Source organism: Microbacterium sp., from assembly GCF_035554235.1.
In the GTDB taxonomy this organism is placed as follows: domain Bacteria; phylum Actinomycetota; class Actinomycetes; order Actinomycetales; family Microbacteriaceae; genus Microbacterium.
Map to the genome: position 1 here is coordinate 1 of NZ_DATMIO010000230.1, position 22,478 is coordinate 22,478.

19 protein-coding genes and 1 pseudogene are annotated in these 22,478 nt (G+C 69.8%); 4 read left to right on the forward strand and 16 right to left on the reverse strand.

Annotated features, from left to right (window positions below):
• Window positions 1-97: 97 nt before the first annotated feature.
• Window positions 98-1,123: an isopenicillin N synthase family dioxygenase gene (locus VNT50_RS11935; protein WP_325485340.1), complete on the forward strand. Its 1,026-nt coding sequence runs from the start codon at window positions 98-100 to the stop codon at window positions 1,121-1,123.
• Between the two features lie 194 nt (window positions 1,124-1,317).
• Here the strand turns inward: VNT50_RS11935 and rpsO are convergent, their stop codons facing one another.
• Window positions 1,318-1,587, reverse strand: a complete 270-nt coding sequence (rpsO, locus tag VNT50_RS11940) for a 30S ribosomal protein S15 (RefSeq protein WP_325485341.1) — start codon at window positions 1,585-1,587, stop codon at window positions 1,318-1,320.
• A gap of 256 nt (window positions 1,588-1,843) precedes the next feature.
• Here rpsO and VNT50_RS11945 point away from each other — a divergent pair, with 256 nt between their 5' ends.
• A complete protein-coding gene (locus VNT50_RS11945; RefSeq protein ID WP_325485342.1) occupies window positions 1,844-2,932 on the forward strand; it encodes a DMT family transporter in 1,089 nt (362 codons plus the stop codon).
• On the opposite strand, the gene VNT50_RS11950 is transcribed toward VNT50_RS11945, so the two are convergent.
• The 3 genes from VNT50_RS11950 to VNT50_RS11960 all read right to left on the reverse strand — a co-directional run bounded on the left by VNT50_RS11950 (window position 2,895) and on the right by VNT50_RS11960 (window position 5,436).
• Window positions 2,895-3,464 (reverse strand): YceI family protein, encoded by a 570-nt coding sequence (locus tag VNT50_RS11950; RefSeq protein ID WP_325485343.1) that lies wholly within the window; start codon window positions 3,462-3,464, stop codon window positions 2,895-2,897. The genes VNT50_RS11945 and VNT50_RS11950 overlap by 38 nt on opposite strands.
• A 158-nt stretch (window positions 3,465-3,622) precedes the next feature.
• Complete coding sequence (locus VNT50_RS11955) at window positions 3,623-3,994, reverse strand: FKBP-type peptidyl-prolyl cis-trans isomerase (RefSeq protein WP_325485344.1); 372 nt, start codon at window positions 3,992-3,994, stop codon at window positions 3,623-3,625.
• A gap of 236 nt (window positions 3,995-4,230) precedes the next feature.
• Entirely contained in the window at window positions 4,231-5,436 is a 1,206-nt protein-coding gene (locus VNT50_RS11960; RefSeq protein WP_325485345.1) for a PrsW family intramembrane metalloprotease, read from the reverse strand.
• Window positions 5,437-5,495: 59 nt separating this feature from the next.
• On the opposite strand from VNT50_RS11960, the gene VNT50_RS11965 reads away from it, so the two are divergent.
• On the forward strand, window positions 5,496-6,371 hold the full coding sequence (locus tag VNT50_RS11965; RefSeq protein ID WP_325485346.1) for a fumarylacetoacetate hydrolase family protein: 876 nt from the start codon (window positions 5,496-5,498) through the stop codon (window positions 6,369-6,371).
• 64 nt (window positions 6,372-6,435) lie between these two features.
• On the opposite strand, the gene VNT50_RS11970 is transcribed toward VNT50_RS11965, so the two are convergent.
• The 3 genes from VNT50_RS11970 to VNT50_RS11980 all read right to left on the reverse strand — a co-directional run bounded on the left by VNT50_RS11970 (window position 6,436) and on the right by VNT50_RS11980 (window position 9,483).
• Complete coding sequence (locus tag VNT50_RS11970) at window positions 6,436-6,813, reverse strand: DUF4190 domain-containing protein (protein WP_325485347.1); 378 nt, start codon at window positions 6,811-6,813, stop codon at window positions 6,436-6,438.
• 112 nt (window positions 6,814-6,925) lie between these two features.
• The gene (locus tag VNT50_RS11975) at window positions 6,926-8,419 is read right to left on the reverse strand and encodes an aspartate ammonia-lyase (protein ID WP_325485348.1); all 1,494 of its coding nucleotides are present in this window, start codon (window positions 8,417-8,419) and stop codon (window positions 6,926-6,928) included.
• 86 nt (window positions 8,420-8,505) lie between these two features.
• Window positions 8,506-9,483, reverse strand: coding sequence for a phosphodiesterase (locus tag VNT50_RS11980; RefSeq protein ID WP_414683967.1), 978 nt, complete (start codon window positions 9,481-9,483; stop codon window positions 8,506-8,508).
• A gap of 95 nt (window positions 9,484-9,578) precedes the next feature.
• Between VNT50_RS11980 and VNT50_RS11985 the strand changes: the two genes are divergently transcribed.
• On the forward strand, window positions 9,579-11,702 hold the full coding sequence (locus tag VNT50_RS11985) for a S9 family peptidase (RefSeq protein ID WP_325485349.1): 2,124 nt from the start codon (window positions 9,579-9,581) through the stop codon (window positions 11,700-11,702).
• Window positions 11,703-11,791: 89 nt separating this feature from the next.
• Here VNT50_RS11985 and VNT50_RS11990 read toward each other — a convergent pair whose 3' ends face one another.
• The 9 genes and pseudogenes from VNT50_RS11990 to VNT50_RS12030 all read right to left on the reverse strand — a co-directional run.
• Window positions 11,792-12,820 carry an ATP-dependent 6-phosphofructokinase gene (locus VNT50_RS11990; RefSeq protein WP_325485350.1) on the reverse strand — a complete coding sequence of 343 codons (1,029 nt, stop codon included), beginning with the start codon at window positions 12,818-12,820 and terminating at the stop codon, window positions 11,792-11,794.
• Between the two features lie 132 nt (window positions 12,821-12,952).
• Window positions 12,953-15,106 carry a DEAD/DEAH box helicase gene (locus tag VNT50_RS11995; RefSeq protein WP_325485351.1) on the reverse strand — a complete coding sequence of 718 codons (2,154 nt, stop codon included), beginning with the start codon at window positions 15,104-15,106 and terminating at the stop codon, window positions 12,953-12,955.
• 201 nt (window positions 15,107-15,307) lie between these two features.
• Entirely contained in the window at window positions 15,308-15,943 is a 636-nt protein-coding gene (locus VNT50_RS12000) for a hypothetical protein (protein ID WP_325485352.1), read from the reverse strand.
• Window positions 15,944-16,052: 109 nt separating this feature from the next.
• Window positions 16,053-18,347, reverse strand: a complete 2,295-nt coding sequence (locus tag VNT50_RS12005; RefSeq protein ID WP_325485353.1) for a heavy metal translocating P-type ATPase — start codon at window positions 18,345-18,347, stop codon at window positions 16,053-16,055.
• On the reverse strand, window positions 18,344-18,556 hold the full coding sequence (locus VNT50_RS12010) for a heavy-metal-associated domain-containing protein (RefSeq protein ID WP_325485354.1): 213 nt from the start codon (window positions 18,554-18,556) through the stop codon (window positions 18,344-18,346). The genes VNT50_RS12005 and VNT50_RS12010 overlap by 4 nt, the downstream gene beginning before the upstream one ends.
• A gap of 88 nt (window positions 18,557-18,644) precedes the next feature.
• Entirely contained in the window at window positions 18,645-19,535 is an 891-nt protein-coding gene (locus VNT50_RS12015; RefSeq protein WP_325485355.1) for a glycerophosphodiester phosphodiesterase, read from the reverse strand.
• Window positions 19,536-19,631: 96 nt separating this feature from the next.
• Window positions 19,632-20,495: an aldehyde dehydrogenase family protein gene (locus tag VNT50_RS12020; protein ID WP_325485356.1), complete on the reverse strand. Its 864-nt coding sequence runs from the start codon at window positions 20,493-20,495 to the stop codon at window positions 19,632-19,634.
• The gene (locus VNT50_RS12025; RefSeq protein WP_414683968.1) at window positions 20,492-21,949 is read right to left on the reverse strand and encodes an aldehyde dehydrogenase family protein; all 1,458 of its coding nucleotides are present in this window, start codon (window positions 21,947-21,949) and stop codon (window positions 20,492-20,494) included. Before VNT50_RS12025 ends, VNT50_RS12020 begins: the two co-directional genes overlap by 4 nt.
• Window positions 21,950-22,094: 145 nt before the next feature.
• Window positions 22,095-22,478: pseudogene (locus VNT50_RS12030) on the reverse strand (deoxyribose-phosphate aldolase); the annotation flags it as partial.

The following is a 22,478-nucleotide window of genomic DNA, read 5'->3' on the forward strand; positions in this document are numbered from 1 at the left end:
GAATGTACAGGTCGGTGAACGAGCGTGTCCAATCGAGACCGGTAATGCGGGGCAACACTCGAGCGGATGCCCGGGCGCCGCGCCTACCCTCGATGGCATGTCCGAGCTCACCCTGCCGATCCTCGATCTCTCCCAGCTGGATGCCGGGCCGGAAGCCGCGGAGCGATTCCGGTCGGAGCTGCGCGCCGCGACTCACGATGTGGGCTTCTTCTATCTGACCGGCACAGGCGTAACCCCGGCGCTCGAGGCACGGCTGCACCAGGCCGCGCGGGACTTCTTCGCCCTCCCCGAGGCCGACAAGCTCGCGATCGAGAATGTGACGAGCCCGCATTTCCGCGGATACACGCGGGTCGGCGGAGAGCGCACGCAGGGCCGGGTGGACTGGCGCGAGCAGATCGACATCGGTCCCGAGCGCGAGGCCGTCGCCGACCCGGATGCGCCGGACTACACGCGCCTGATCGGCCCGAACCTGTGGCCCGACGCGCAGCCCGAGCTGCGGGAGGTGGTGGCCGAATGGCACGCCCGTCTCTCGGACGTCGCCCGCACGCTGCTGCGGGCGTGGGCGGGTGCCCTCGGCGCACCCGAGGACTACTTCGACTCGCACTTCGGCGAGCCATCCACCCTCATCAAGATCGTCCGCTACCCGGGCAAGGAGGACCCGACCCCGCAGCAGGGCGTCGGGGCGCACAAGGACTCCGGCGTGCTGACGCTGCTCTGGGTCGAGCCCGGCAAGGGCGGGCTCCAGGTCGAGCGGAACGGGGTGTGGGTCGACGCGCCCGCGGTGCCCGGGGCCTTCGTCGTGAATATCGGCGAACTGCTCGAGTATGCGACCCAGGGATACCTGAAGGCCACCAACCACCGCGTGATCTCACCGCGCTACCCCGACGACCGCATCTCGGTGCCGTTCTTCTTCAACCCGGCGCTCGACAAACGGCTGCCGATCATCGAGCTTCCCGCCGAGCTCGCGGCCGAGGCGACGGGAGTCACGCAGGATCCGAGCAACCCGATCCACGCCCTCTATGGCGAGAACGCGCTGAAGTCCCGCCTGCGCGCGCACCCGGACGTGGCGGAGATCCACCACCCCGACCTCGTCGCGGCGCGGTCCGCGGCATCCGCCCGCTGACCCGCGCCCGCGCATCACCCGTTCTCGCGTTCCCCGCCTGTCAGTCGAGAAACGGTCCGGCGTCCGAGACTCACGGCGTCACCGCGTTTCTCGGCCGCCCGACCGTTTCTCGTCGGCAGGCGCGGGGCGCACAGCGAAGGGCCGCCCCAGACCTGGGACGGCCCTTCGAGAAGTGCGATGTACGCTGGGTCGCTCTAGCGCCGCAGCCCCAGGCGCTCGATCAGCGAGCGGTAGCGCGCGATGTCGATGTCCTGGAGGTAGCCGAGCAGACGGCGGCGCTGACCGACCATCAGGAACAGACCACGACGTGAGTGGTGGTCGTGCTTGTGGTCCTTCAGGTGCTCTGTGAGGTCTTTGATGCGCTGCGTCAGCATCGCGACCTGCACCTCGGGGGATCCGGTGTCACCGGGGTGCGTCGCGTACTCTTCGATGATCGCCTTCTTGGCGTCGAATTCAAGTGCCATAGATGGGATCCCCTCTCTCCTCATTGCGCGGCGCCCATCGCCTTATGCGTGAGCTCTCTTTATCCGCGGCCGATCGAACGGCAACCTGAGGAGTCTACCAGCCGCGGCATCCCGCGGCGAACGGGCGCGGAAGTGGCGGGAGAAGCGGGCGGATGACGTGCCCTGACCGGCACGAAACCGCCAACCACCGGCGGGATTCGGACGCGGCATCCGCGATCGGGTTCGCATGTCGGATGCCGCGAGTAGAGTCGCCCGCGTGACCACGACGACGACCTCCGCCGCCACCGCCGCTGCGACCGCGAAGGCGCCCTCGTCGGCATCCGTGACCCTGCAGTTCGCGCTCACGGGCATCATCTGGGGCTCGAGCTTCCTCTTCATGAAGGTCGCGCTCGAGGGGATCTCTCCCGCCCAGGTGGCGTGGTCGCGCCTCATCCTCGGGGCCCTGACGCTGGGGCTCTTCGTCGCGCTGCGGCGCGACCCGCTCCCCCGTCAGGTGCGCATCTGGGCGCACATGACCGTGCTCGCGGTGTCGTTCTGCGTGATCCCGTTCCTGCTCTTCTCCTGGGCCCAGCAGCACGTGACCTCGGGGCTCGCGAGCATCTACAACGCGACGACGCCGATCATGACGGCAGTCATGGCCGGGCTGCTGTTCCGGGTCGAGAAGCTCAAGCTCGTGCAGATCGCGGGCATCCTGGTGGGCATCCTCGGTGTCATGGTGATCATCGCTCCCTGGCAGGGACTCGATTTCAGCCAGAGCCTCGTCGCACAGCTCGCGTTCCTCGGCGCAACCGCGTGCTACGGCTTCAGCCTCGCGTACATGCGCAAGTTCGTGTCGAACACGGGCATGAGCGCCCTCGTGTTCTCGTTCCTGAACATCGGGATCGCCGCGGCCATCATGGCCGTGCTGACGCCGGTGCTCGTGCTGACGCCGGTGCGGCTGGATCCGTGGATCGTGGGGAGCGTCCTCCTGCTCGGATGCCTGGGCACGGGCGTCGCGTACATCTGGAACCAGAACGCCCTCCGGGCCTGGGGCCCGACGCGCGCGTCGACCGTGACCTACATCACGCCGGTGGTGGGGGTCGCGCTCGGCATCATCGTGCTGGGCGAAACCCTGTCGTGGAACGAGCCGGCCGGCGCGATCGTCGTGTTCCTCGGCATCCTGCTCGCCCAGGACCGTTTGCGCCGTAGGCGCGTCGCCCCAGCGCCCGCTGGGCCGGCGACGGCGTCGGCCCGCAACGACGAAGGGGCGGGTGCCGCGGCGCTCGCGCTGAGCACCGACGAAGCACCCGCCCCTGTATCGGCTCCGGTCAGTCCTGCTGGAGCGCACCCTGCAGGTCGAGCGTGATCGTGACATCCTTGCCGACGAGCACTCCGCCGGTTTCGAGGGCGGCGTTCCACGTCAGGCCGAAGTCCTCGCGGTTGATGACCGTCGTCGCGGTCGCGCCGGCCTTGTAGTTGCCCCACGGGTCGGTGCCGAAACCGCCGAAGTCGAACTCGAGCGTGACGGGCTTGGTCGTGCCCCGAATCGTCATGTCACCGTCGACGAGCATCTCGCCCTTCTCGACGCGCACACCGGTGGAGACGAACTCCATGGTCGGGAAGGCCTCGACGTCGAAGAAGTCGGCCGAGCGCAGGTGCTGGTCGCGACCGGAATCCCCGGTGTCGAGGGAGCTCGCATCGACGCTGGCCGTGACCTTCGCCTCGAGCGGGTTCTCGGGGGCGATGAGCGTGGCGCTCTTCATGCCGAAGGTTCCGCGCACCTTCGAGATCATCATGTGGCGCACGCTGAACTGCACCTCGCTGTGCGAGGGGTCGAGCACCCACGTGCCTGCGCGGTAGCCGGGGACGTCGAGAACGGGGTCGGTGACAGAGGTCATTCGTGCTCCTTGGGTCGGGGGCTGCGGTGGGTCCGCAGCGTTCCCTCCCCTCAACGGCTCCTCACTCCGATGCATTCCCGTGAATACAACATTCTCTCGGCGAACATGCGAACGGCCCGCGGCGCGGATGCGCGGCGGGCCGTTCGTGGCGTGTCGGCTCAGCCGACCGCGAGAAGATCGATGATGAAGATGAGGGTCTTGCCCGCAAGGGAGTGCCCGCTGCCGGCCGGTCCGTAGGCCAGGGCCGGCGGGATCACGAGTTCACGACGTCCTCCGACCTTCATGCCGGGAATGCCCTCCTGCCAGCCCTGGATCAGTCCCCGAAGGGGGAACTGGATGCTCTCCCCGCGGCTCCACGAGGAGTCGAACTCCTCGCCGGAGTCGTACTCGACGCCGGCGTAGTGCACCGTGACGGTGTCGCCGGGCTTGGCCTCGGGGCCGTCGCCCTCGATGAGGTCGCGGATGACGAGAGTCTCCGGAGCGGGACCCTGAGGGGCGTCGAATTCTGGCTTGATGCGGTCGTCAGTCATGACTCCATCCAACCCGGCCGGATGGCCATGGTCAATCTGGGCGGCGAGCCGCGCGATATCTCGCCCGCGACGTGCGCCTAGTGGGACGAGAAGCAATCCTTGACACACCAACGGGTGGCAGGCACGCTGGGTACACAGACCAACTCAGCGCTCGGTTGCACGCAGGCATCGCCGCGGTACCGAGCGCTGAGTTTCGCCCCCGGCATCCCGGCCCGGCGTCTCCCGCGCCGGCGGTCTCACCGCGCCAGCAGGGCCGACCGGGCCGCCGCTGTGCGGGTCAGGAGCACGTGTTCATCGTCGGCCGCCCGCGGGTCGCGCCCCGATATCGCGCGCTGGCGGGCAGCGGCGAGGGCCGTGGCGTCCGCGATGAAGGTCTTCATCGTGGCGGTCCGGTCGCCCGTGAGCGTGCGCGCCCATGCGAGGCCCGCGCGGCGGCCGGCGGGGGTTGCGAGCATGTCGACCTCCTGGGGCGTGAACCACCCCGCGAGCGCATAGTCGCCGAGCCGGTTGCGCGTCAGCCTGGCCTCTTCGCGCTTGAGCGCGAGCACCCCGAGGATGAAGAGCACGAACAGCGGGATCTGCAGCGTCAGGTAGAGCTGGAAGAAGTCGCCGAACATCGCGGAGCCGTTCCAGAACGCGTGCAGCAGGATCGCCCCACTCAGACCGAGGCACCACGGCCCCAGCGCTGCACCGATGCTCGAGCCTCGCCGCGCGGCCAGTCCGAGGGCGAATCCGGTCACCGCGGTGAACATCGCATGGGCGAACGGCGAGAGGATGCCGCGCACGAAGAAGGTGGTGGTCAGCTCTCCCGCGCCGCCCTCGATGTAGCTGATCGCGAAGTACTGGATGTTCTCGGTGAATGCGAAGCCGGCACCGATGAGCGCGCCGTACACGACGCCGTCGACGGGCCCATCGAACGCGCGCCGGGCCGACGCGAAGATGATCAGAAGCCCGATCCCCTTGCCGATCTCCTCGACGATCGGCGCCTGCACGACCGAGCGCAGAACATCGCGGGCGCCCGATTCGACGCCGCCGAGGGCGCCGCTGATGAGCAGGTCCACAAGGAGGGCTATCGCGACGGCGGCGATCGCACCCCACGCGATCGCGAACACCACGAGGCTCCACGGTTCGGGCTCCCAGCGGTCGACCAGGCGCGCGGCCGCGAGCACGACGAGGAACGGCACGACGGCGACGACCATGCCGATGATGGATGCCGCCGCGCCGAGCGCGCTCAGGAAGTAGCCGACGAGGACGACCAGCACCACGACGAGGATGCCGAAGAGCCAGACGGAAGCGACCCGGCCGCGACGTGCGGTGACCGGCAGCGCCGGGACATGCACCGCGGCGGGTGGACCGGGGGGAATGAGGGCGCCGGCGCCATGCCGGGGCTGCGCGAGCGGAGAGGCGAACTCCCCCGGAGGCGGCGGCGGGCTGTACGTCACAATCGTCAGCCTAAGCGCTCACGCCGCCGGAGCACGGCCTCGACGGGTAGCGTGGAAGGATGCGCTTTGCCCACGTCCGCCCCGGAGGCGCGGGCGATCCCGTCCTGGCCGTGATCATCGACCGGCAGGCGATCCCTGTGCCCGCCCTCTTCGATGGCGCCCCCGCGGACCTTCAGACCCTCATCGCGGGGGGCGACGAGGCTCTCGACCGTGTGCGCGCGGCGGTCGATGCCGGCCCCGACGCCGCGCCGCGGCATCCGCTCGATGGGGCAACGTTCGCCTCGGCGGTGACGAATCCGCCCACCATTCTCGCGATCGGCCTCAATTATGCGGCCCACTCGAGCGAGCTCGGGCTCAAGACCGACACCGGGGCCACCGTCTTCGTGCTGTGGCCGAACTCGCTCGCTGCCCACGAGACGACGACCTCGTGGCCGCGCTCGCTCAGCGAATCGGTCGACTACGAGGCCGAACTGGGCGTTCTCATCGGGCGCCCCGCGAAGGACGTCGACATCGACGCGGCCCTCGACCACGTCTGGGGTTACACGGTCGTGAACGACATCACCGCGCGCGACATCCAGTTCAGTGAAGCGCAGTGGTCACGGTGCAAGTCGTTCGACGGCTTCACGCCCACCGGGCCGTTCGTGGTCACCGCCGACGAGGTTCCCGACCCGCAGGACCTGCACATCTGGGCGGTCGTCGACGGTCACCTGGTTCAGGACGCGACGACGGGCCAGATGGTGCGGTCGGTGGCGACGCTGATCTCGCAACTCAGCCGTTCGGCCACCCTGCTGCCGGGCACTCTGATCTCGACCGGCAGTCCCGGGGGTGCGGGCTACTCGCGGGATCCGCAGATCTTCCTTCGCGACCGGTCCACCGTGACCGTGGGCGTCGACGGCATCGGCGAACTCACGACGCACTGCCGCATCCTCGACTGAACGAGCGCGACGCTCGAGCGGAGTGCGGGGCGCGATCGAGGGTCGGCGCCCCGCAGGCTCAGCGCTACCCGCAGTTCAGCGTGACGGTGACGCCGTTGATCTCGTGGGTACCGGTGCCGTACTGCGCGCACAGCTCGGCGCCCGCCGCGATCGCGCCGGTGATCAGGGCGATGGCGATGATGATCCCGACGACCATCAGCACGGAGCTGACGATGATCGCCCACACCGCGGGCGTGTTCTTGTAGCCGGCCTTCTTGCTCTGCACCAGCGCGATGATGCCGAGGATCAGCGCGACGAGCTGCACGAAGAACGCCAGGATGAGGGCGACGATGCCCAGGGTCCTGCCGGGGATCGTCGGGCTCACCGGGGCGCCGGTCGGGGCGGGCGGCGGGGCCGCGCCGTAGGGCGGCGGGGCGTTCTCGGGGTTCTGCGCGTCGGTCACTGTGAATCCTCTCGGAGTTGGCTGTGTGGATCGAACGCTAGCGGGCATCCTCGCCCGCGGGCAACTGCGACGCGCCGGGCGCGCCGGAGCCACGCCGGGGTGGCACGCGAGGTCAGCGCTGATCGGGACTGGGCTGATCGGTCCTGGGCTGATCGGCCCTGGGCGGCGGCGGCACGAGCGGGATCGCGGCGGTGATCGCCTCGAGTCCCGAGAGGCGCGCGGGCGAGAGCTGCTTCGTGACCTCCTCGCGGGTCATCAGCCCACCCTCGACGACGAGATCCGCGACGTTGTGTCCGGTGAGCAGCGCCGTCTTGGCGAGGGCGGCCGCCGCCGCGTAGCCGATGAACGGGGTGAGCGCGGTGATCACGCCCACCGACGAGCCGACCATCCCGCCGAGCCGCTCGCGGTTCGCGGTGATGCCCTCGACGCAGTTCACGCGCAGGGTCCACATCGCCTGCCGCATCCACGTGATCGACTGGAAAATCGAGTGCGCGATCACGGGCTCGAAGGCGTTGAGCTGGAGCTGACCGGCCTCCACCGCCATCGTGACCGTCATGTCGGCCCCGACGACCGAGAAGGCCACCTGGTTGACGACCTCGGGGATGACGGGGTTGACCTTGCCGGGCATGATGCTCGATCCCGCCTGCCTCGGCGGCAGGTTGATCTCGCCGAAGCCCGCCTGCGGACCGCTGGAGAGCAGGCGCAGGTCGTTGCAGATCTTCGAGAGCTTGATGGCGTTGCGCTTGAGCGACGAGGAGAACGACATGAAGGCGCCCGTATCGCTCGTGGATTCGACGAGGTCGACGGCGGTCTCGAGGTCGAGGCCGCTGATGGCGCGGAGATGACGGAGCACCTCGGCCGCGTAGTCGGGATGGGCGGTGATGCCCGTGCCGATCGCGGTCGCGCCCATGTTGATCTCGAACAGCAGGTAGGCGTTCTCGGTGAGGCGGTTGTAGTCCTCGCGCAGCGTCGTGGCGAACCCGTTGAACTCCTGACCGAGCGTCATCGGAACGGCATCCTGCAGCTGCGTGCGGCCGACCTTGAGCACGTCATGGAACTCCACGGCCTTGTCGAGGAAGGCCATCCGGAGCAGGTTCAGCTCCTCGAGCAGGCTGCGCAGGGTCAGCGAGAGCCCGACCTTGATCGCCGTGGGGTAGACATCGTTGGTCGATTGGCTGCGATTGGTGTCATCGATCGGCGAAAGGAAGGCGTAATCGCCCTTCTGCCGGCCGGCCAGTTCGAGGGCGATGTTGGTGATGACCTCGTTGGCATTCATGTTGGTCGAGGTGCCGGCGCCGCCCTGGATGACGCCGACCACGAACTGGTCGTGGAACTCCCCGTCGATCACCCGCTGGCATGCCCGGTCGATGAGGTCGGCGCTCTCGGGCCCGAGGGCACCGATCTCGCGGTTGGCGCGGGCCGAGGCCTGCTTCACCATCGCGAGCGCGACGACCAGATCGGGGTACACCGAGATGGGGCGCTTGCTGATCGGAAAGTTCTCGAGAGCGCGCGCCGTGTGGATGCCCCAATAGGCGTCTGCGGGGATCTCCAGGGATCCCAGGGAATCGGTCTCGGTGCGGGTACGCGTCACTGCGTCCGGGGCCATGTGCTGTGTCCTCGTGGGTCGGTGCGACGGCGGGGGGATGCTTCGAGCCTACCCGGCGGGGCGCCGCAGGTCGGCTGCGCTGCAGGTCACACGGGCGGCGCCACCTTCCGCGAAAACTGATCGAGCCGCTCCGCCGGGCTGAGCCGAGCCATCCGCTCCACCCACTCGTCGGAGAAGAAGTCACCGGTCGGCGCATCGACGACCGGCACGACGGAGTGCGTAGAGGTGTCGTCGTAGACGTGCACGAGATGGAAAGACTGCCCGGCATCCATTCCGTTCACCGCGCTCGCGGGACGCGCGAGGTTCATCGTGTAGCACGTGGCCGCCGCGACGTTCACCGGAACTCCGGCGAAGCTGCCGCTGGTCGAGTAGTGCAGATGGCCGGCCAGGATGCCGCGGACGTCGGTGCCCGCGATCACCTCCGCGAGACGCCCCTGGTCGCGCAGTTCGAGGATGTCGAAGAGCGGGATGTGCGAGGGAAGCGGCGGGTGGTGCATCGCGAGGAAGGTGCCCAGTGGCGCGGGCGTCTGCAGCGTCTCGCCCAGCCAGGCGAGCTGCTCGGCGTCGACATCGCCGTGGTGCCACCCGGGCACCGTGGTGTCGAGGGCGATGAGACGCAGTCCGCCGAGATCCCAGACCCCGGTGACGGGCTGCTGGGTCGGCGGCAGGTCGAGCATCCCCTCGCGGAGGGCGGGCCGCTCGTCGTGGTTGCCCGCGACCCAGATCACGGGGGCTCCGAGCCGCTCGGCGACAGGTTCGACGGCGGCGCGGAGGCGCCGGTAGGCCTCGGGTTCGCCGAGGTCGGCGAGGTCTCCGGTGAACACGATCGCGTCGGGCCGGATCGCGAGAGCCTCGACGGCGCGCAGCGTCTGGACGAGGTTCGCCTCCGTGTCGTACCGCCCCCCGAGCGGCCGATTGCCCGCGAGCAGGTGCGTGTCGCTGACATGCACGATCGTGCGCCGAGCCGGCGGGTACTGGCCGAACTGCACGGCCGCGGCCGGGCCCACGCGCCCGGAGGCTCCGGGCGCCGCGCCCGCGGCACGCGGAGGGGGTATGGGGACCATGCCCCCAAGCCTAGGGCGGGCCGCCGACCCGCATTCCACCCACCCACCATCGACGCAGAACGCCCGGGGTCAAACCCCTCGACTAGCGTTGACGCGTGACCCCTGAGCACCCCGCATCCAGCATCCCTCCCGTCGCCGCTCGGACCTCGACGGTGCGCGCCCATCATGGCGACTCCTTCGACGACCCGTACGAGTGGTTCCGGGCGAAAGAGGACCAGGCCGTGATCGCCCACCTCGAGGCGGAGAACGCGCACACGGATGCCGCGACCGCGCATCTGGAGCCCCTCCGCACCCGCATCTTCGACGAGATCAAGGCCCGCACCCTCGAGACCGACCTGTCGGTGCCGTCCCGTCGCGGCGCGTGGTGGTACTACGGCCGCACGGTCGAAGGCCAGCAGTACGGCATCCAGTGCCGCGCCCCGATCGCGGGCCCGGATGACTGGACTCCCCCGATTCTCGAGCCGGGCGTCGACGTCCCGGGCGAGCAGGTGCTGCTCGACGGGAACGTCGAGGCCGAGGGTCACGAGTTCTTCTCGCTCGGCAGCTTCGACGTCTCGAAGGACGGCACCCGGATGTTGTTCGGGGCGGATGTCACGGGCGACGAGCGCTACACGATTCGCGTTCGCGACCTGACCACGGGCGCGTCGTTCCCCGACGTGATCCCCGACACGTTCTCGGGCGCGGAATTCACGCCCGACGGCTCCGGCATCCTCTATACGACCGTGGACGACGCCTGGCGGCCCGACACCCTGTGGCTGCACACGGTCGGCACCGAGGTCGACGCCGACGTGACTCTCTTCCACGAGCCCGACGAGAAGTACTGGCTCGGCGCCGGCATCACCCGCAGCGACAAGTACCTGGTGATCTCGGTCGGCTCGAGCATCACCTCCGAGGCGCGCATCGTCGACACCGCGGACCTGACCGCAGAGCCCCGGCTGGTCTGGCCGCGCACCGAGGGCGTGGAGTACTCGGTCGATCACGCCGTGATCGACGGCGAGGACGCCCTTCTCATCGTGCACAACGACGGCGCCCTCGACTTCGAGCTGGTGCAGGTGCCGGCCGACGACCCGCGAGGCGAGCGCCGCGTCCTTCTGCCGCATGCGCCCGGCCAGCGGCTGCTCGATGTGGACTGCTTCCGCGACTTCGCGATCGTCGAGTACCGGCGCGGGGGTCTGGCCCGCGTCGGACTGCTGGACTACGCAAGCGGCGACGTCGACGAGCTCGCTTTCGACGAGCCGCTTTACACGGCGGGAACAAGCGGCAACCCCGAGTGGGCGCCGCCCGTGATCCGGCTGGGCTACGACTCATTCGTCACCCCCGGGACGGTGTACGACTACGACCTCGCCACCGGCGAGCTCGTGCTGCGCAAGCGCCAGCCGGTGCTCGGCGGGTACGAGCCCGAGCACTACGCGCAGGCGCGGGTGTGGGCGACGGCGCAGGATGGCACGCAGCTGCCCGTCTCGCTCGTGTGGAAGCGCTCGTTCGGGGATGCCGGGGCCTCTCCGCGGCCGCTGCACCTGTACGGCTACGGCTCGTACGAGCACTCCATCGAGCCCCGATTCTCCATCGCCCGGCTCTCCGAACTCGACCGCGGTGTGATCTTCGCCGTCGCCCACGTGCGCGGCGGCGGGGAGATGGGGCGCCAATGGTACGAAGACGGAAAGCTGCTGCAGAAGCGCAACACGTTCACGGACTTCGTGGACATCGCGATGCACCTCATCGACAACGGCTACACGTCCCCCGACCGGATCGTGGCCGAGGGAGGCAGCGCCGGAGGCCTCCTGATGGGTGCGGTGGCGAACATCGCGCCGGAGCTCTTCGCCGGCATCGTCGCCGCCGTGCCGTTCGTCGACGCCCTCACGACGATTCTCGACCCCTCGCTGCCGCTCACGGTCATCGAGTGGGACGAGTGGGGCGACCCGCTCCACGACCCCGACGTCTACGCCTACATGAAGTCCTACTCTCCGTATGAGAACGTCCGTCCCGGAGTCGAGTACCCGCGGATCCTCGCCGTGACCTCGCTCAACGACACCCGGGTGCTGTACGTGGAACCGGCGAAATGGGTGGCCCGGCTCCGCGAAGTCGGTGCCGATGCCCTCCTCAAGTGCGAGATGGTCGCGGGACACGGTGGCGTCAGCGGGCGCTACAACTCCTGGAAGGAGCGCGCCTTCGAACTGGCGTGGCTGCTCGATGTGCTCGGGCTCGCCGACACGGAGTAGGCAGCGGCGCTTCCGCAGCGCTCGCTCAGCGACCGGAGCCCGGTTCGCCGGTCCCTGAGCGACGAGCGCGGAGCACCCGGACGAAGGGGTCAGCCGAAGAGCGCGGCGGCTTCTTCGTAGCGGTAGAGCGGGACGGTGTTCAGTTCGCCGAGGGCGTCGGAGAACGGCACCCGCACGATATCGGTGCCCTTCAGGGCCACCATCTGCCCCCACGCCTGATCGACGATCGCGTCGGCCGCGTGCAGGCCCAGGCGGGTCGCGAGCACTCGGTCAAAGCCCGACGGCGAGCCGCCGCGCTGGATGTGACCGAGCACCGTGGCACGGGTCTCGATGCCGGTGATCCGCTCGATCTCGGGGGCCAGGATCTCGCTGATGCCGCCGAGGCGGGGGCGATTGAACGCATCGAGGCCCTTGTCGCTGTAGGCCTCGTCCATGTCCTTCAGCGTGAACCCCTCCGAGACCACGACGAGCGGCGCGCGGCCCCTGTCATTGGCCTTCGTGACGAGCGCGCAGATCTCATCGATGGTCATCGGGACCTCGGGGATGAGGATGGCGTGCGCGCCCGCGGCGATTCCCGCGTGCAGTGCGATCCATCCCACGTGCCGCCCCATGACCTCCGCGACCATGCAGCGCTGGTGGGAGTCACCGGTCGTACGGAGGCGGTCCATCGCCTCGGAGGCGATGTTCACGGCGGTGTCGAAGCCGAAGGAGTAGTCGGTTGCGCGCAGGTCGTTATCGATCGTCTTGGGCACGCCGAGCACGTTGATGCCGTCCTTCGACAGCCGATCGGCGGCCGCCAGCGTGCCTTCGCCGCCGATCGCGACGATACCGTCGAGCCGGTGCCCGTACATCGTCTTGGCGATGTTCTCGGCGCCGCCACGCGGGCCCTCGTAGGGGTTCGTCCGGCTCGTGCCGAGGATCGTGCCGCCGACCTTCGACAGGCCCTTCACCTCGTGCCTCGTGAGGGGGAAGAAGTCGCCGTCGACGACACCGCGCCAGCCGTCACGGATCCCGACGAACTCGAGATCGTACGTCGTCGTGCCCTTGAGCACCGCGCCGCGGATGACCGCGTTGAGCCCGGGGCAGTCGCCACCGCTCGTCAGGATGCCGATCTTCATGCTGTGGTCCTTGCTTTCGGGATTCGCGAACCGGCGACGCTGCCTCTCCCGACACTAGCGCCGGTCGCGGAGGCCTGCCACACGGCGGCGCCGGCCGCCCGAGGGGCCGGGCGGCGCGACCGTGGAGCGGGATCAGTCGCCGCCGAGAGCCTGCCGGAGCAGGTGCATGAGCGCGCTCATCTGCACGGACTCGCTCGATGTCGCATCGACGGCCTCGCCGTCGAGGGCACGGAGCGCGAGGCCCTGCTTCTGGTCGATGAGCTCGGCGATCTTCGTGTCGATCGTGTGCGCAGCGATGATGCGCCATGCCGTGACCGGCTCGTCCTGGCCGATGCGGTGCACGCGGTCGATGGCCTGGGTCTGCTCGGCGGCGGTCCAGCTGAGCTCGGCGAGCACCACGTTCGACGATGCCTGCATGTTCAGCCCGACGCCGGCGGCGGTCAGCGAACAAACCGCGATGCCGACGCCCGGATCGTTGTTGAAGGCGTCGATCGCGGCCTGGCGCACGGGCGTGGTCTGGTCGCCGCGCACCGAGATCGTGCGAAGGCCGGCGGCCGCGAAGTGCGCCTCCGCGGCATCCATCACGTCGATGTGCTTCGCGAAGAACACCACCTTGCCCACCGAGCGCTGCAGCTGCACGGCGTAGTCCGCGGCGAGCAGCGCCTTCGCCTGGCCGATCTTGCGGACCATCGTGAAGACGTTGTCGCCCCCCGCTCCCGCCGCCTTCGACTCGTCGAGTTCGTTGTGGGCGACCAGGCGGATGATGTCTTCGTCCACGTCGTCGTACACGCGACCCCGCTCGCCGCGCGCCTCGATGATGCGTCGGTACTTCGCCGCCATCCGGTCACCGAGCTCGCGCTCGGCCTGCCGGATGCCGCGGCCGAAGTCGTCGTCGAGCTGTACGGGCAGGTCGGCGATCAGCTTGTCGGGCAGGTCGGCGGCGACATCCTTCTTCTTCCGCCGCACGATCCCCATCGAGATGACCGCGTCGCGGGCCTCGGGGTAGAACGCCTTGTCGGCCGGGGTCAGGCCGGTCGCGTCGAGCTTCTCCATGAGCTCGGGGCCGGGCTTGTCGCCCGTCGTCCAGCCGAGGAAGCGCCAGATAGCGTCGAAGTCCTCGACATCGTTGATGAGCGGCGTACCCGTCAGCGCCAGCATCAGCGGGTCGTGCGTCGTCTCGCGGATGCGGGTCGCGAGGGCCAGCACGTTCTGCGAGCGCTGACTCGTGAGGTTCTTGATGAAGTGCGCCTCGTCGACCACCATGCCCTTGAGGCCGAGCGAGCCGAGCCACGACAGGTGCCGGTCGAGGATCTCGTAGTTGACGATGAACACGTCGGCGAAGGCGTCGATCTCATCGCCGTCGCCCTGGATGACGGTGGCCCGGCGCTGGGGTGTCCACCGCTCGACCTCGCGGGCCCAGTTCATCTTCACGACGTTGGGCACGACGGCCAGCAGCGGATACGCGTCGGCGACGGATGCCGCGATCACGGACTCCGCCGTCTTGCCGAGGCCGGGCTCGTCGGCGAGCAGGAAACTGCGGTGGCCCAGGCGCACGGCTTCGAGAAACCGCGACTGGTGCGGCATGACCTCGAGCCCCTTGGGCGAGAGCCGGTCGTACTCGGGGACCTCGGGAAGATCCATGGATGCCGCGGAGCCGCCGGCGCCGATCTCGAATGCCTTGTAGAGGGGGCCCATGAGCTCCCAGCCATCGAGGCGGCGGCGCGGGGCGTCCTTCTGGGCGGGACGCGCGAGGTCGGGAGCCAGGAAGGGATTCGCGAGCTGGCGCGCCTCGATCGCGGGCGGGGTGACCTGCCGCTCCGCCAGCGCGGCGGGGACGACCGCCGTGGTCTTGGGTGCGGTGTCGGTGATGATGAGTTCGTCGGGGGCGAGCTCCGCGCCCGACTCGAGCAGCCAGTCGCGGCGCATCCGCCGGGCGACGGGGCTCGTGGCCTGGTCGACCTCGAGCAGCTGGATGAGCGACGTGTCGCGGGCCGCGGTCTTGGCGAGGATCGTCGCCACGCCGTCGAGACGCTTCAGCAGTTCGGCCCGGACGGCGTCGGTGAAGGCCGTGTCGGCCTTGACGCGGGCGCGCTCCTCCCGCACGAGGAACGCGATCACCTGGAACTTGACGCGGTTGGTGGGGCCGAGCTTGCCGCGCTGGGCCTTGGCCTCGACCTCGCGCACCTTGCGGGCAAGGATCGGGATGATGGGCGCGTCGTCGTCGCGTCGCGCGGACGAGGACGTCCTCCTGCGGCGCTGGGGCGCGGATGTCGCCGTGGTCGGCATGCTCCTCCTGAGCGTGAGTGCCGGATCGCCCGGCGGGGGCCCAGCCGAAGCTGGGTGAGTCAGCGATTCCCGCGGGCGGCTCGTCTGCCGGGACGGACGCGGGTGGTGGACGGTTCTCGCACCCCCGCCATCGGCTCCCGCTTCAGCGGGGCGACGACGCGGGCGAGTAGTCCGAACCCATTCTACGACATGGGGCGGCCGTCAGCCCCACAGCGTCGCGACGATGTCCTCCGTGTAGCCCTCGGGTGCCAGGTTGATCCGGTGCGTCGCGATCCAGCCGTCGTCGCGCAGGTAGTGGGTCTCCCCCACGACGGCGTAGACATCCCCTTCGACGAGGTGCTCGGTCTCGATGCGGCAGATCGTCCCGCCGGCGTATGCCTCGCACGTCATGCCCGCCTCGACGGCGGCCTGCTCGATGGATGCCGACTGCTCGGCGTCCACGATGGTGACATTGGTCGAGAGCCCGAACTCGGAGGGCGCGCCCCACGTGCAGCGGAGCGTCGGCGCCGTGTCGAGCACCTCGAGGCCGGCCGCCAGCTCCGTGGAGAGCATCGTGAGCCCGGGGTCATTGAGCGGGGAGGCCGTCGCCTGCATCTCGGCGAGCATCGCGTCGGAGTAGATGTCCTCGCACGCGGTGGGGAGCTCGAGCGCGCTCCCGGTGTCGTCGCTCGCGGTGGGCGACGGCGACGCGTTCGACGGGCTGGGGCTCGACGTCGGCGAAGCGCTCGAGGATGCCTCGGGGTCGGGGGCGGCGCAGCCGGCAAGTGCGGCCACCATCAGCGCCGCCCCGGCAACGGCGAACGCGGTGCGCGCGGAGCGCCGGCGGAAGAGTGCCACGGATCCTCCAGGGATCGAAAGATGTCGTCCCGTCAAGGCTAGCGACCGCCCGGCCTGCCGTCGCTTCTCGGTGCCAACGGTGACGGGATCGATACCTGATCGATGTACCTCACCCGGCCCGGCGCAGGCGCAGGCTGTTCAGCACGACGAACACGCTCGAGAACGCCATCGCGGCGCCCGCGATCATGGGGTTGAGCAGGCCGAGGGCCGCGAGCGGAATCGCCGCGACGTTGTAGCCGAAGGCCCAGAAGAGGTTGCCGCGGATCGTCGACATGGTCTTGCGCGAGAGCACGACCGCATCCGCCGCGGCGCTCAGCGAGTCGCGCACGAGGGTGATGTCGCTCGCGTGCATCGCGGCATCCGTTCCCCCGCCCATGGCGATGCCGAGGTCGGCGGTCGCGAGGGCGGCGGCGTCGTTGACGCCGTCGCCGACCATCGCCACCTGGCGGCCCGCGGAGCGGAGCCGGTCGATCTCGGCGATCTTGCCCTCCGGCTGCACGCCGGAGACGACGGTGGCGATCCCGACCTCGTCGGCGACGGCGCGCGCCACATGGGCGTTGTCGCCCGTGAGCAGCACGACATCGAGGCCGAGCGAGCGCATCCGCTCCACGGCCGCCCGGCTGTCGGGGCGCACCGTGTCGGCGATCACGAATGCCGCGCGCACGATCGGGGTCTCCCCGCTCCGCGCCCAGCCGCCGATGACCACCGTGGCGGGGGTCTCGATCACGAGCTCGGCGAAGTCCTCCGGCACGACCGCTCCGAGGTGCGCCACGAAGTCGGGGCGTCCGGCGAAGACCGCGTACCCGTCCACCTCGCCCGTGACGCCGCGTCCGGCGTGATTGCGGAAGCCCGCGACGGCGACCGGCACCGGATTGGCCGCCGCGATGGCGCGGGCGATCGGGTGCTCCGATGCGGACTCGAGCGAACCGATGAGCCGCAGCGCCCTGGCGCGTTCCATGCCGGGCGCGAGCACGACCTCGCGGAGCGACATTCGGCCGGTCGTCACCGTTCCCGTCTTGTCGAGCACGACGGTGTCGATGCGGCCGCCGGCCTCGATCGCCTCGGGCCCGGTGATCAGGACGCCGAGCTGAGCACCCCGGCCGGTGCCGACGAGGATCGCGACCGGGGTCGCGAGACCGAGCGCGCACGGGCAGGCGATGATGAGCACCGCGACGGCGGCGGTGAAGCCCGCCGCGAGCGGCTGGCCCGCCAGCATCCATCCCACGAGGGTCAGGACTGCGAGGGCGATGACGATCGGCACGAACACGCCCGAGATGCGATCGGCGAGGCGTTGCACTCGGCTCTTCCCGGCTTGCGCGTCCTCGACGAGCCGCGCCATGTGGGCGAGCCGCGTGTCGGCGCCGACGCTGGTCGCGCGCACGACGAGCCGCCCGTCGACGGCGAGCGTGCCGCCGGTGACAGAGGCTCCCGCGACGACGTCGACGGGTGCGGATTCGCCGGTGAGCATGCTCTGATCGACGGATGCCGTCCCCGAGGCCACGGTGCCGTCGGTCGCGATCTTCTCGCCGGGGCGCGCGACGAACAGGTCGCCCACGCCGAGGGCGTCGATGGGGATGCGGACGCCGTCCGACCCGTCGGCCGCGGCGAGCACGACATCCTTCGCGCCGAGTTCCATGAGCGAGCGCAGGGCCGCACCGGCGCGCCGCTTCGAGCGCTGCTCGATGAAGCGGCCGAGCAGCAGGAAGACCGTGACGGCGGCGGCGACCTCGAAGTAGACGAGCGACGTGGCATCGTGCACGGGCCCGAAGAGCTGCACCTCGTGGCGCGTGCCGAGCCGGCCGGCGCTTCCGAACACGAGCGCCCACGTGCTCCACAGCAGGGCGGCGGCCGTGCCGAGGGTGATCAGGGTGTCCATCGTCGCGGCGCCGTGGCGCGCGCTGGCGAACGTCGCGCGGTGGAACGGCCAGCCGCCCCACACCACGACGGGCACCGTGAGGACGAGGGACACCCACTGCCACCCGGAGAACTGCCACGCCGGGATCATGCCGAGGGCGACGACGGGAATCGCCAGGGCCGCGCTCACGATCAGGCGTGTGCGAAGCGTCGTGGCGCCCGCCCGATCCTCGACGTCATGGTCATGGGTGCCGTGCTCGTGGCCGCCGTGCTCGTGGCCGCCGTGCTCGTGGCCGCGGCGCGCGGCCCGGCGCACCTTCGCGTCGTACCCGGCGGATTTCACGGCGCCGACCAGTTGCGAGTCCTCGACGCCCTCGGGCACCGAGACCTTCGCGGACTCGGTGGCGAGGTTGACGGATGCCCGCACCCCTGGCACCGATTGGAGGCGCTTCTCGACGCGGGCCACGCAGCTTGCGCAGGTCATGCCCTCGATGTCGAGGGTCGCCTCGCGGCGCAGCGTGTCGTCGGTGTGCGTGACCGGGGCGCTCATGCGCGGCCGGCGAAGGCGTAGCCCGCCTCCGCGATCGCCGCCGCGATCGATTCGCCCTCGACCACCGACGCGGTGGTGACGGTCACGGTCTTGGCGGCCAGGTCGACGATGGCGCTCGCGACGCCCGGAACCGCCCGCACTTCGCGCTCGACCGAGCCGGCGCAGTGGCCGCAGGTCATGCCCTCGACAAGGTAGGTCTCGGTGCTCATGGTGTCTCCTCAGGATGTGCGAGTGGGTGTCACCTTCCCGAAACAGAATACCCCCCGGGGGTATTCCCCTCAACTCGCGCCGACCGTGTCAGCGCGACGCGCCGGCCTGCCACGCATACAGCGACCCGGGGTCATCGGTCACGATGCCGTCCACGCCGAGGTCGGTCGCTTCGAGCCACTGCACGTCTTCGTTGAGGGTGTAGACCACGACCCGCATGCCCTGCTCGTGAAGCTCGTCCACGACCTCCGGGCGCTCGGCGATCGTTCGGCGGTCCGCCAGGATGCCGCCAACCCCCATCGTTCGCGCGGCAGCCACGACATCGTCGGGCACGACCTTGAAGATCGCAAGCCGGTGGATCACCGGCGACGCCGCGGAGAGGTGCGCGAGGGTTCGCGCGTCGAAGCTCGCGACCGCCACGTGGTGCTCGAGGCCACGCGCGGCGATGTCGGCCGCGAGGCGCTCGGCGCCGGCGGCATCCCACTCGCCTTTCAGCTCGATGAGCCCCTTGGCGTGCGAGTCGGCGAGCACGTCGAGAAACTCCCCGAGCGTCGGCACCGGGGTGCCCGCGAACGAGGGGTCGAACCACGACCCCGCATCGAGCGCGCGGATCTGGGCGAGCGTCAGGTCTGCGACCGCCCCCACCCCGTTCGTCGTGCGCTTCACCGTGCGATCGTGCATGAGCACGGCGTGGCCATCCGCGGTCAGAGCGACATCGACCTCGACGTAGGGGAAGCCGCCGGCGATCGCCTTCTCGATCGCCGGCAGCGTGTTCTCGGGCGCCGAGGCAGAGTCGCCGCGGTGGCTGGCCACGAACGCGGCGTCGCCGGGGTTTCGGGCATCGCCCATCAGTTCGGTAGTGCTCACCCGAGCGGGCGTCGCGCCGAGAAGGGCGATCGCGATGCTCGCGACCGCGAGCACGCAGACCGTCACCAGCGCCTGCATCCGACTTCTGTCGTCGGATGCCGCTTCGTCGGGCATCGGGCTGTCCTCCGGGTGGTTCGCGCGTCCTCGTCGACGCGTGAACTCACCCTACTGCGCTCGTTACCCTTTCGTTACTCTTCGGCCAGCGCGCCGTCAGACCAAGCTCTTCGTGTGCCAGACGGTCTTGATCTCGGTGAACGCCGTGATCCGGTGCAGGGTCGGGGCCGCGGCATCCGCTCCCTGCTCGGGGGGCAGCACACGCGTCAGGGTCTGCGCCGCGGCGACCTGCAGGTCGACCCAGTCCAGCTCTCCCGCTCCGACGAGATCGAGCCCCCCGACGTCGGCGTGCGACGCGAGCCACGGTGCGATCTCGGCGGGCGAGCCGGTGAGGATGTTCACAACCCCGCCGGGGACGTCGGAGGTCGCGAGCACTTCGGCCATGCTGATCGCCGAGAGCGGGAACCGCTCGCTCGCGACCGCGACGACGGTGTTGCCGGCGACGAGCGCGGGCGCGATCGCCGAGACGAGGCCGACCAGGGCGGAGTCCTGGGGCGCGATGACGGCGATGACGCCGGTCGGCTCCGGCACCGAGATGTTGAAGTACGGGCCGGCGACGGGGTTGGCGTTGCCGGTCACCTGGGCGAACTTGTCGCACCACCCCGCGTACCAGACCCAGCGGTCGATCGCCTCGTCGACCTGGGCGGCGGCGGCGGAGGCGGAGACGCCCTCCTGCTGGGCGATCTCGTCGGCGAACTGCGAGCGTCGGCCCTCGAGCAGCTCCGCGATGCGGTAGAGCACTTGTCCGCGGTTGTAGGCGGTCGCGCCGGCCCAGCCCTTGAGCGCGGCGCGCGCGGCCACGACCGCGTCACGGGCGTCCTTGCGGGATCCCTTGGCCGCGTTCGCGAGGAAGTCCCCCTTCGCCGAGACGACCTCGTACGTGCGGCCGGACTCGCTGCGGGGGAACGCGCCGCCGATGTAGAGCTTGTAGGTCTTGGGCACGGTGAGTCGCTTGCTCATGCTCGTCCTCCTTCCATCCCACCGGTCAGATAGGCAAGGAGGCCCTGACGCCCGCCCTCGCGGCCGTAGCCGGACTCCTTGTAGCCGCCGAACGGAGACGACGGGTCGAACCGATTGAACGTGTTCGCCCAGATCACTCCGGCGCGCAGGCGATCGGCGACGGCGAGGATGCGGCTGCCCTTGTCGGACCAGATGCCGGCCGACAGACCGTATGGGGTGTTGTTCGCCTTCTCGATCGCCTCGCCCGGGGTGCGGAACGTCAGCACCGAGAGCACGGGGCCGAAGATCTCCTCGCGGGCGATGCGGTGGCTGGCCTGCACGTTCGTGAAGATCGTCGGCGCGAACCAGAACCCGTTGTCGGGGATGACGCAGTCCGCGCTCCAGCGCTGCGCCCCCTCGTCTTCGCCGACCTTGCTGAGTTCCTTGATGCGCTGCAGCTGCGCGGCGGAGTTGATCGCGCCGATGTCGGTGTTCTTGTCGAGAGGGTCGCCGAGGCGCAGCGTCGACAGGCGCGACTTGAGCCGCTCCACCACCTCGTCGTGGACGGACTCCTGCACGAGGAGGCGGCTGCCGGCGCAGCAGACGTGACCCTGGTTGAAGAAGATGCCGTTGACGATGCCCTCGATCGCCTGATCGATCGGTGCGTCCTCGAACACGATGTTCGCGGCCTTGCCGCCGAGCTCGAGGGTGACCTTCTTATGCGTCCCCGCGACCGCCTTGGCGATCTCGCGGCCGACGCCGGTGGAGCCGGTGAACGCGACCTTGTCGACATCGGGATGCCGCACCACGGCCGCGCCCGTCGCGCCCGCGCCCGTCACGATGTTGACGACGCCCGCCGGGAGGTCGGCCTGCTGCAGGATCTCGGCGAAGATCAGCGCCGACAGCGACGTGGTCTCGGCGGGCTTGAGCACGACGGTGTTTCCGGCGGCGAGCGCCGGGGCGAGCTTCCACGCGAGCATGAGCAGGGGGAAATTCCACGGGATGACCTGGCCGGCCACGCCCAGCGCGCGCGGGTCGGCGCCGAGGCCGGCGTAGTCCAGCTTGTCGGCCCAGCCGGCGTAGTAGAAGAACCAGGCGGCGACGAGCGGAACGTCGACGTCGCGGCTCTCCTTGATCGGCTTGCCGTTGTCGAGGCTCTCGGCCACGGCGAGCTCACGGGCACGCTCCTGGACGAGACGAGCGATGCGGAAGAGATACTTGCCGCGATCGCGACCCGACATCCTCGACCAGACCTTGTCGTAGGCGCGCCGCGCCGCCGCGACGGCGGCATCGACATCCGCCTCGTTGCCGGCCGCGATCGACGCGATATGCGTCTCGTCGGCGGGCGAGATCGTCGCGAAGGACTCTCCGCGCCCCTCGACGAACTCGCCGCCGATGAACAGCCCGTACTCCTTGCGGAGGTTCAGGATGGCCCGCGACTCCGGCGCGGGGGCGTACTCGAGGAAAGTCACCATGAATCCTTTCGAGAGAGCCGCCGAAGGCGGCGATTCGAAGTTCGGTTGTCGAGCAGCGCCCACGGCGCATGAACCCGGTTGTCGAGCAGCGCCGAAGGCGCTTGAACCCGGTTGTCGAGTAGCGCCGAAGGCGCGTATCGAGACATCAGTCGATCGTCACGTAGTCGGTGCCGGAATAGGCGCCCGTCGTGAGTTTCTGGCGCTGCAGCAGCACATCGTTCAGCAGGCTCGACGCGCCGAAGCGGAACAGATGCGGCTGCAGCCACTCCTCGCCCACGGTCTCGGCCACCGTCACGAGGTACTTGATCGCGTCTTTCGACGCGCGGATGCCGCCGGCGGGCTTGACCCCGATCTTCTCGCCGGTGGTGCGGTGCCAGTCCCGGACGACCTCGAGCATGAGGAGTGTCACCGGCAGGGTCGCGGCGGGCTGCACCTTGCCTGTCGAGGTCTTGATGAAGTCGCCCCCGGCGAGGATCGCCAGCCACGAGGCGCGCTTGACGTTGTCGTATGTGTTGAGCTCGCCGGTTTC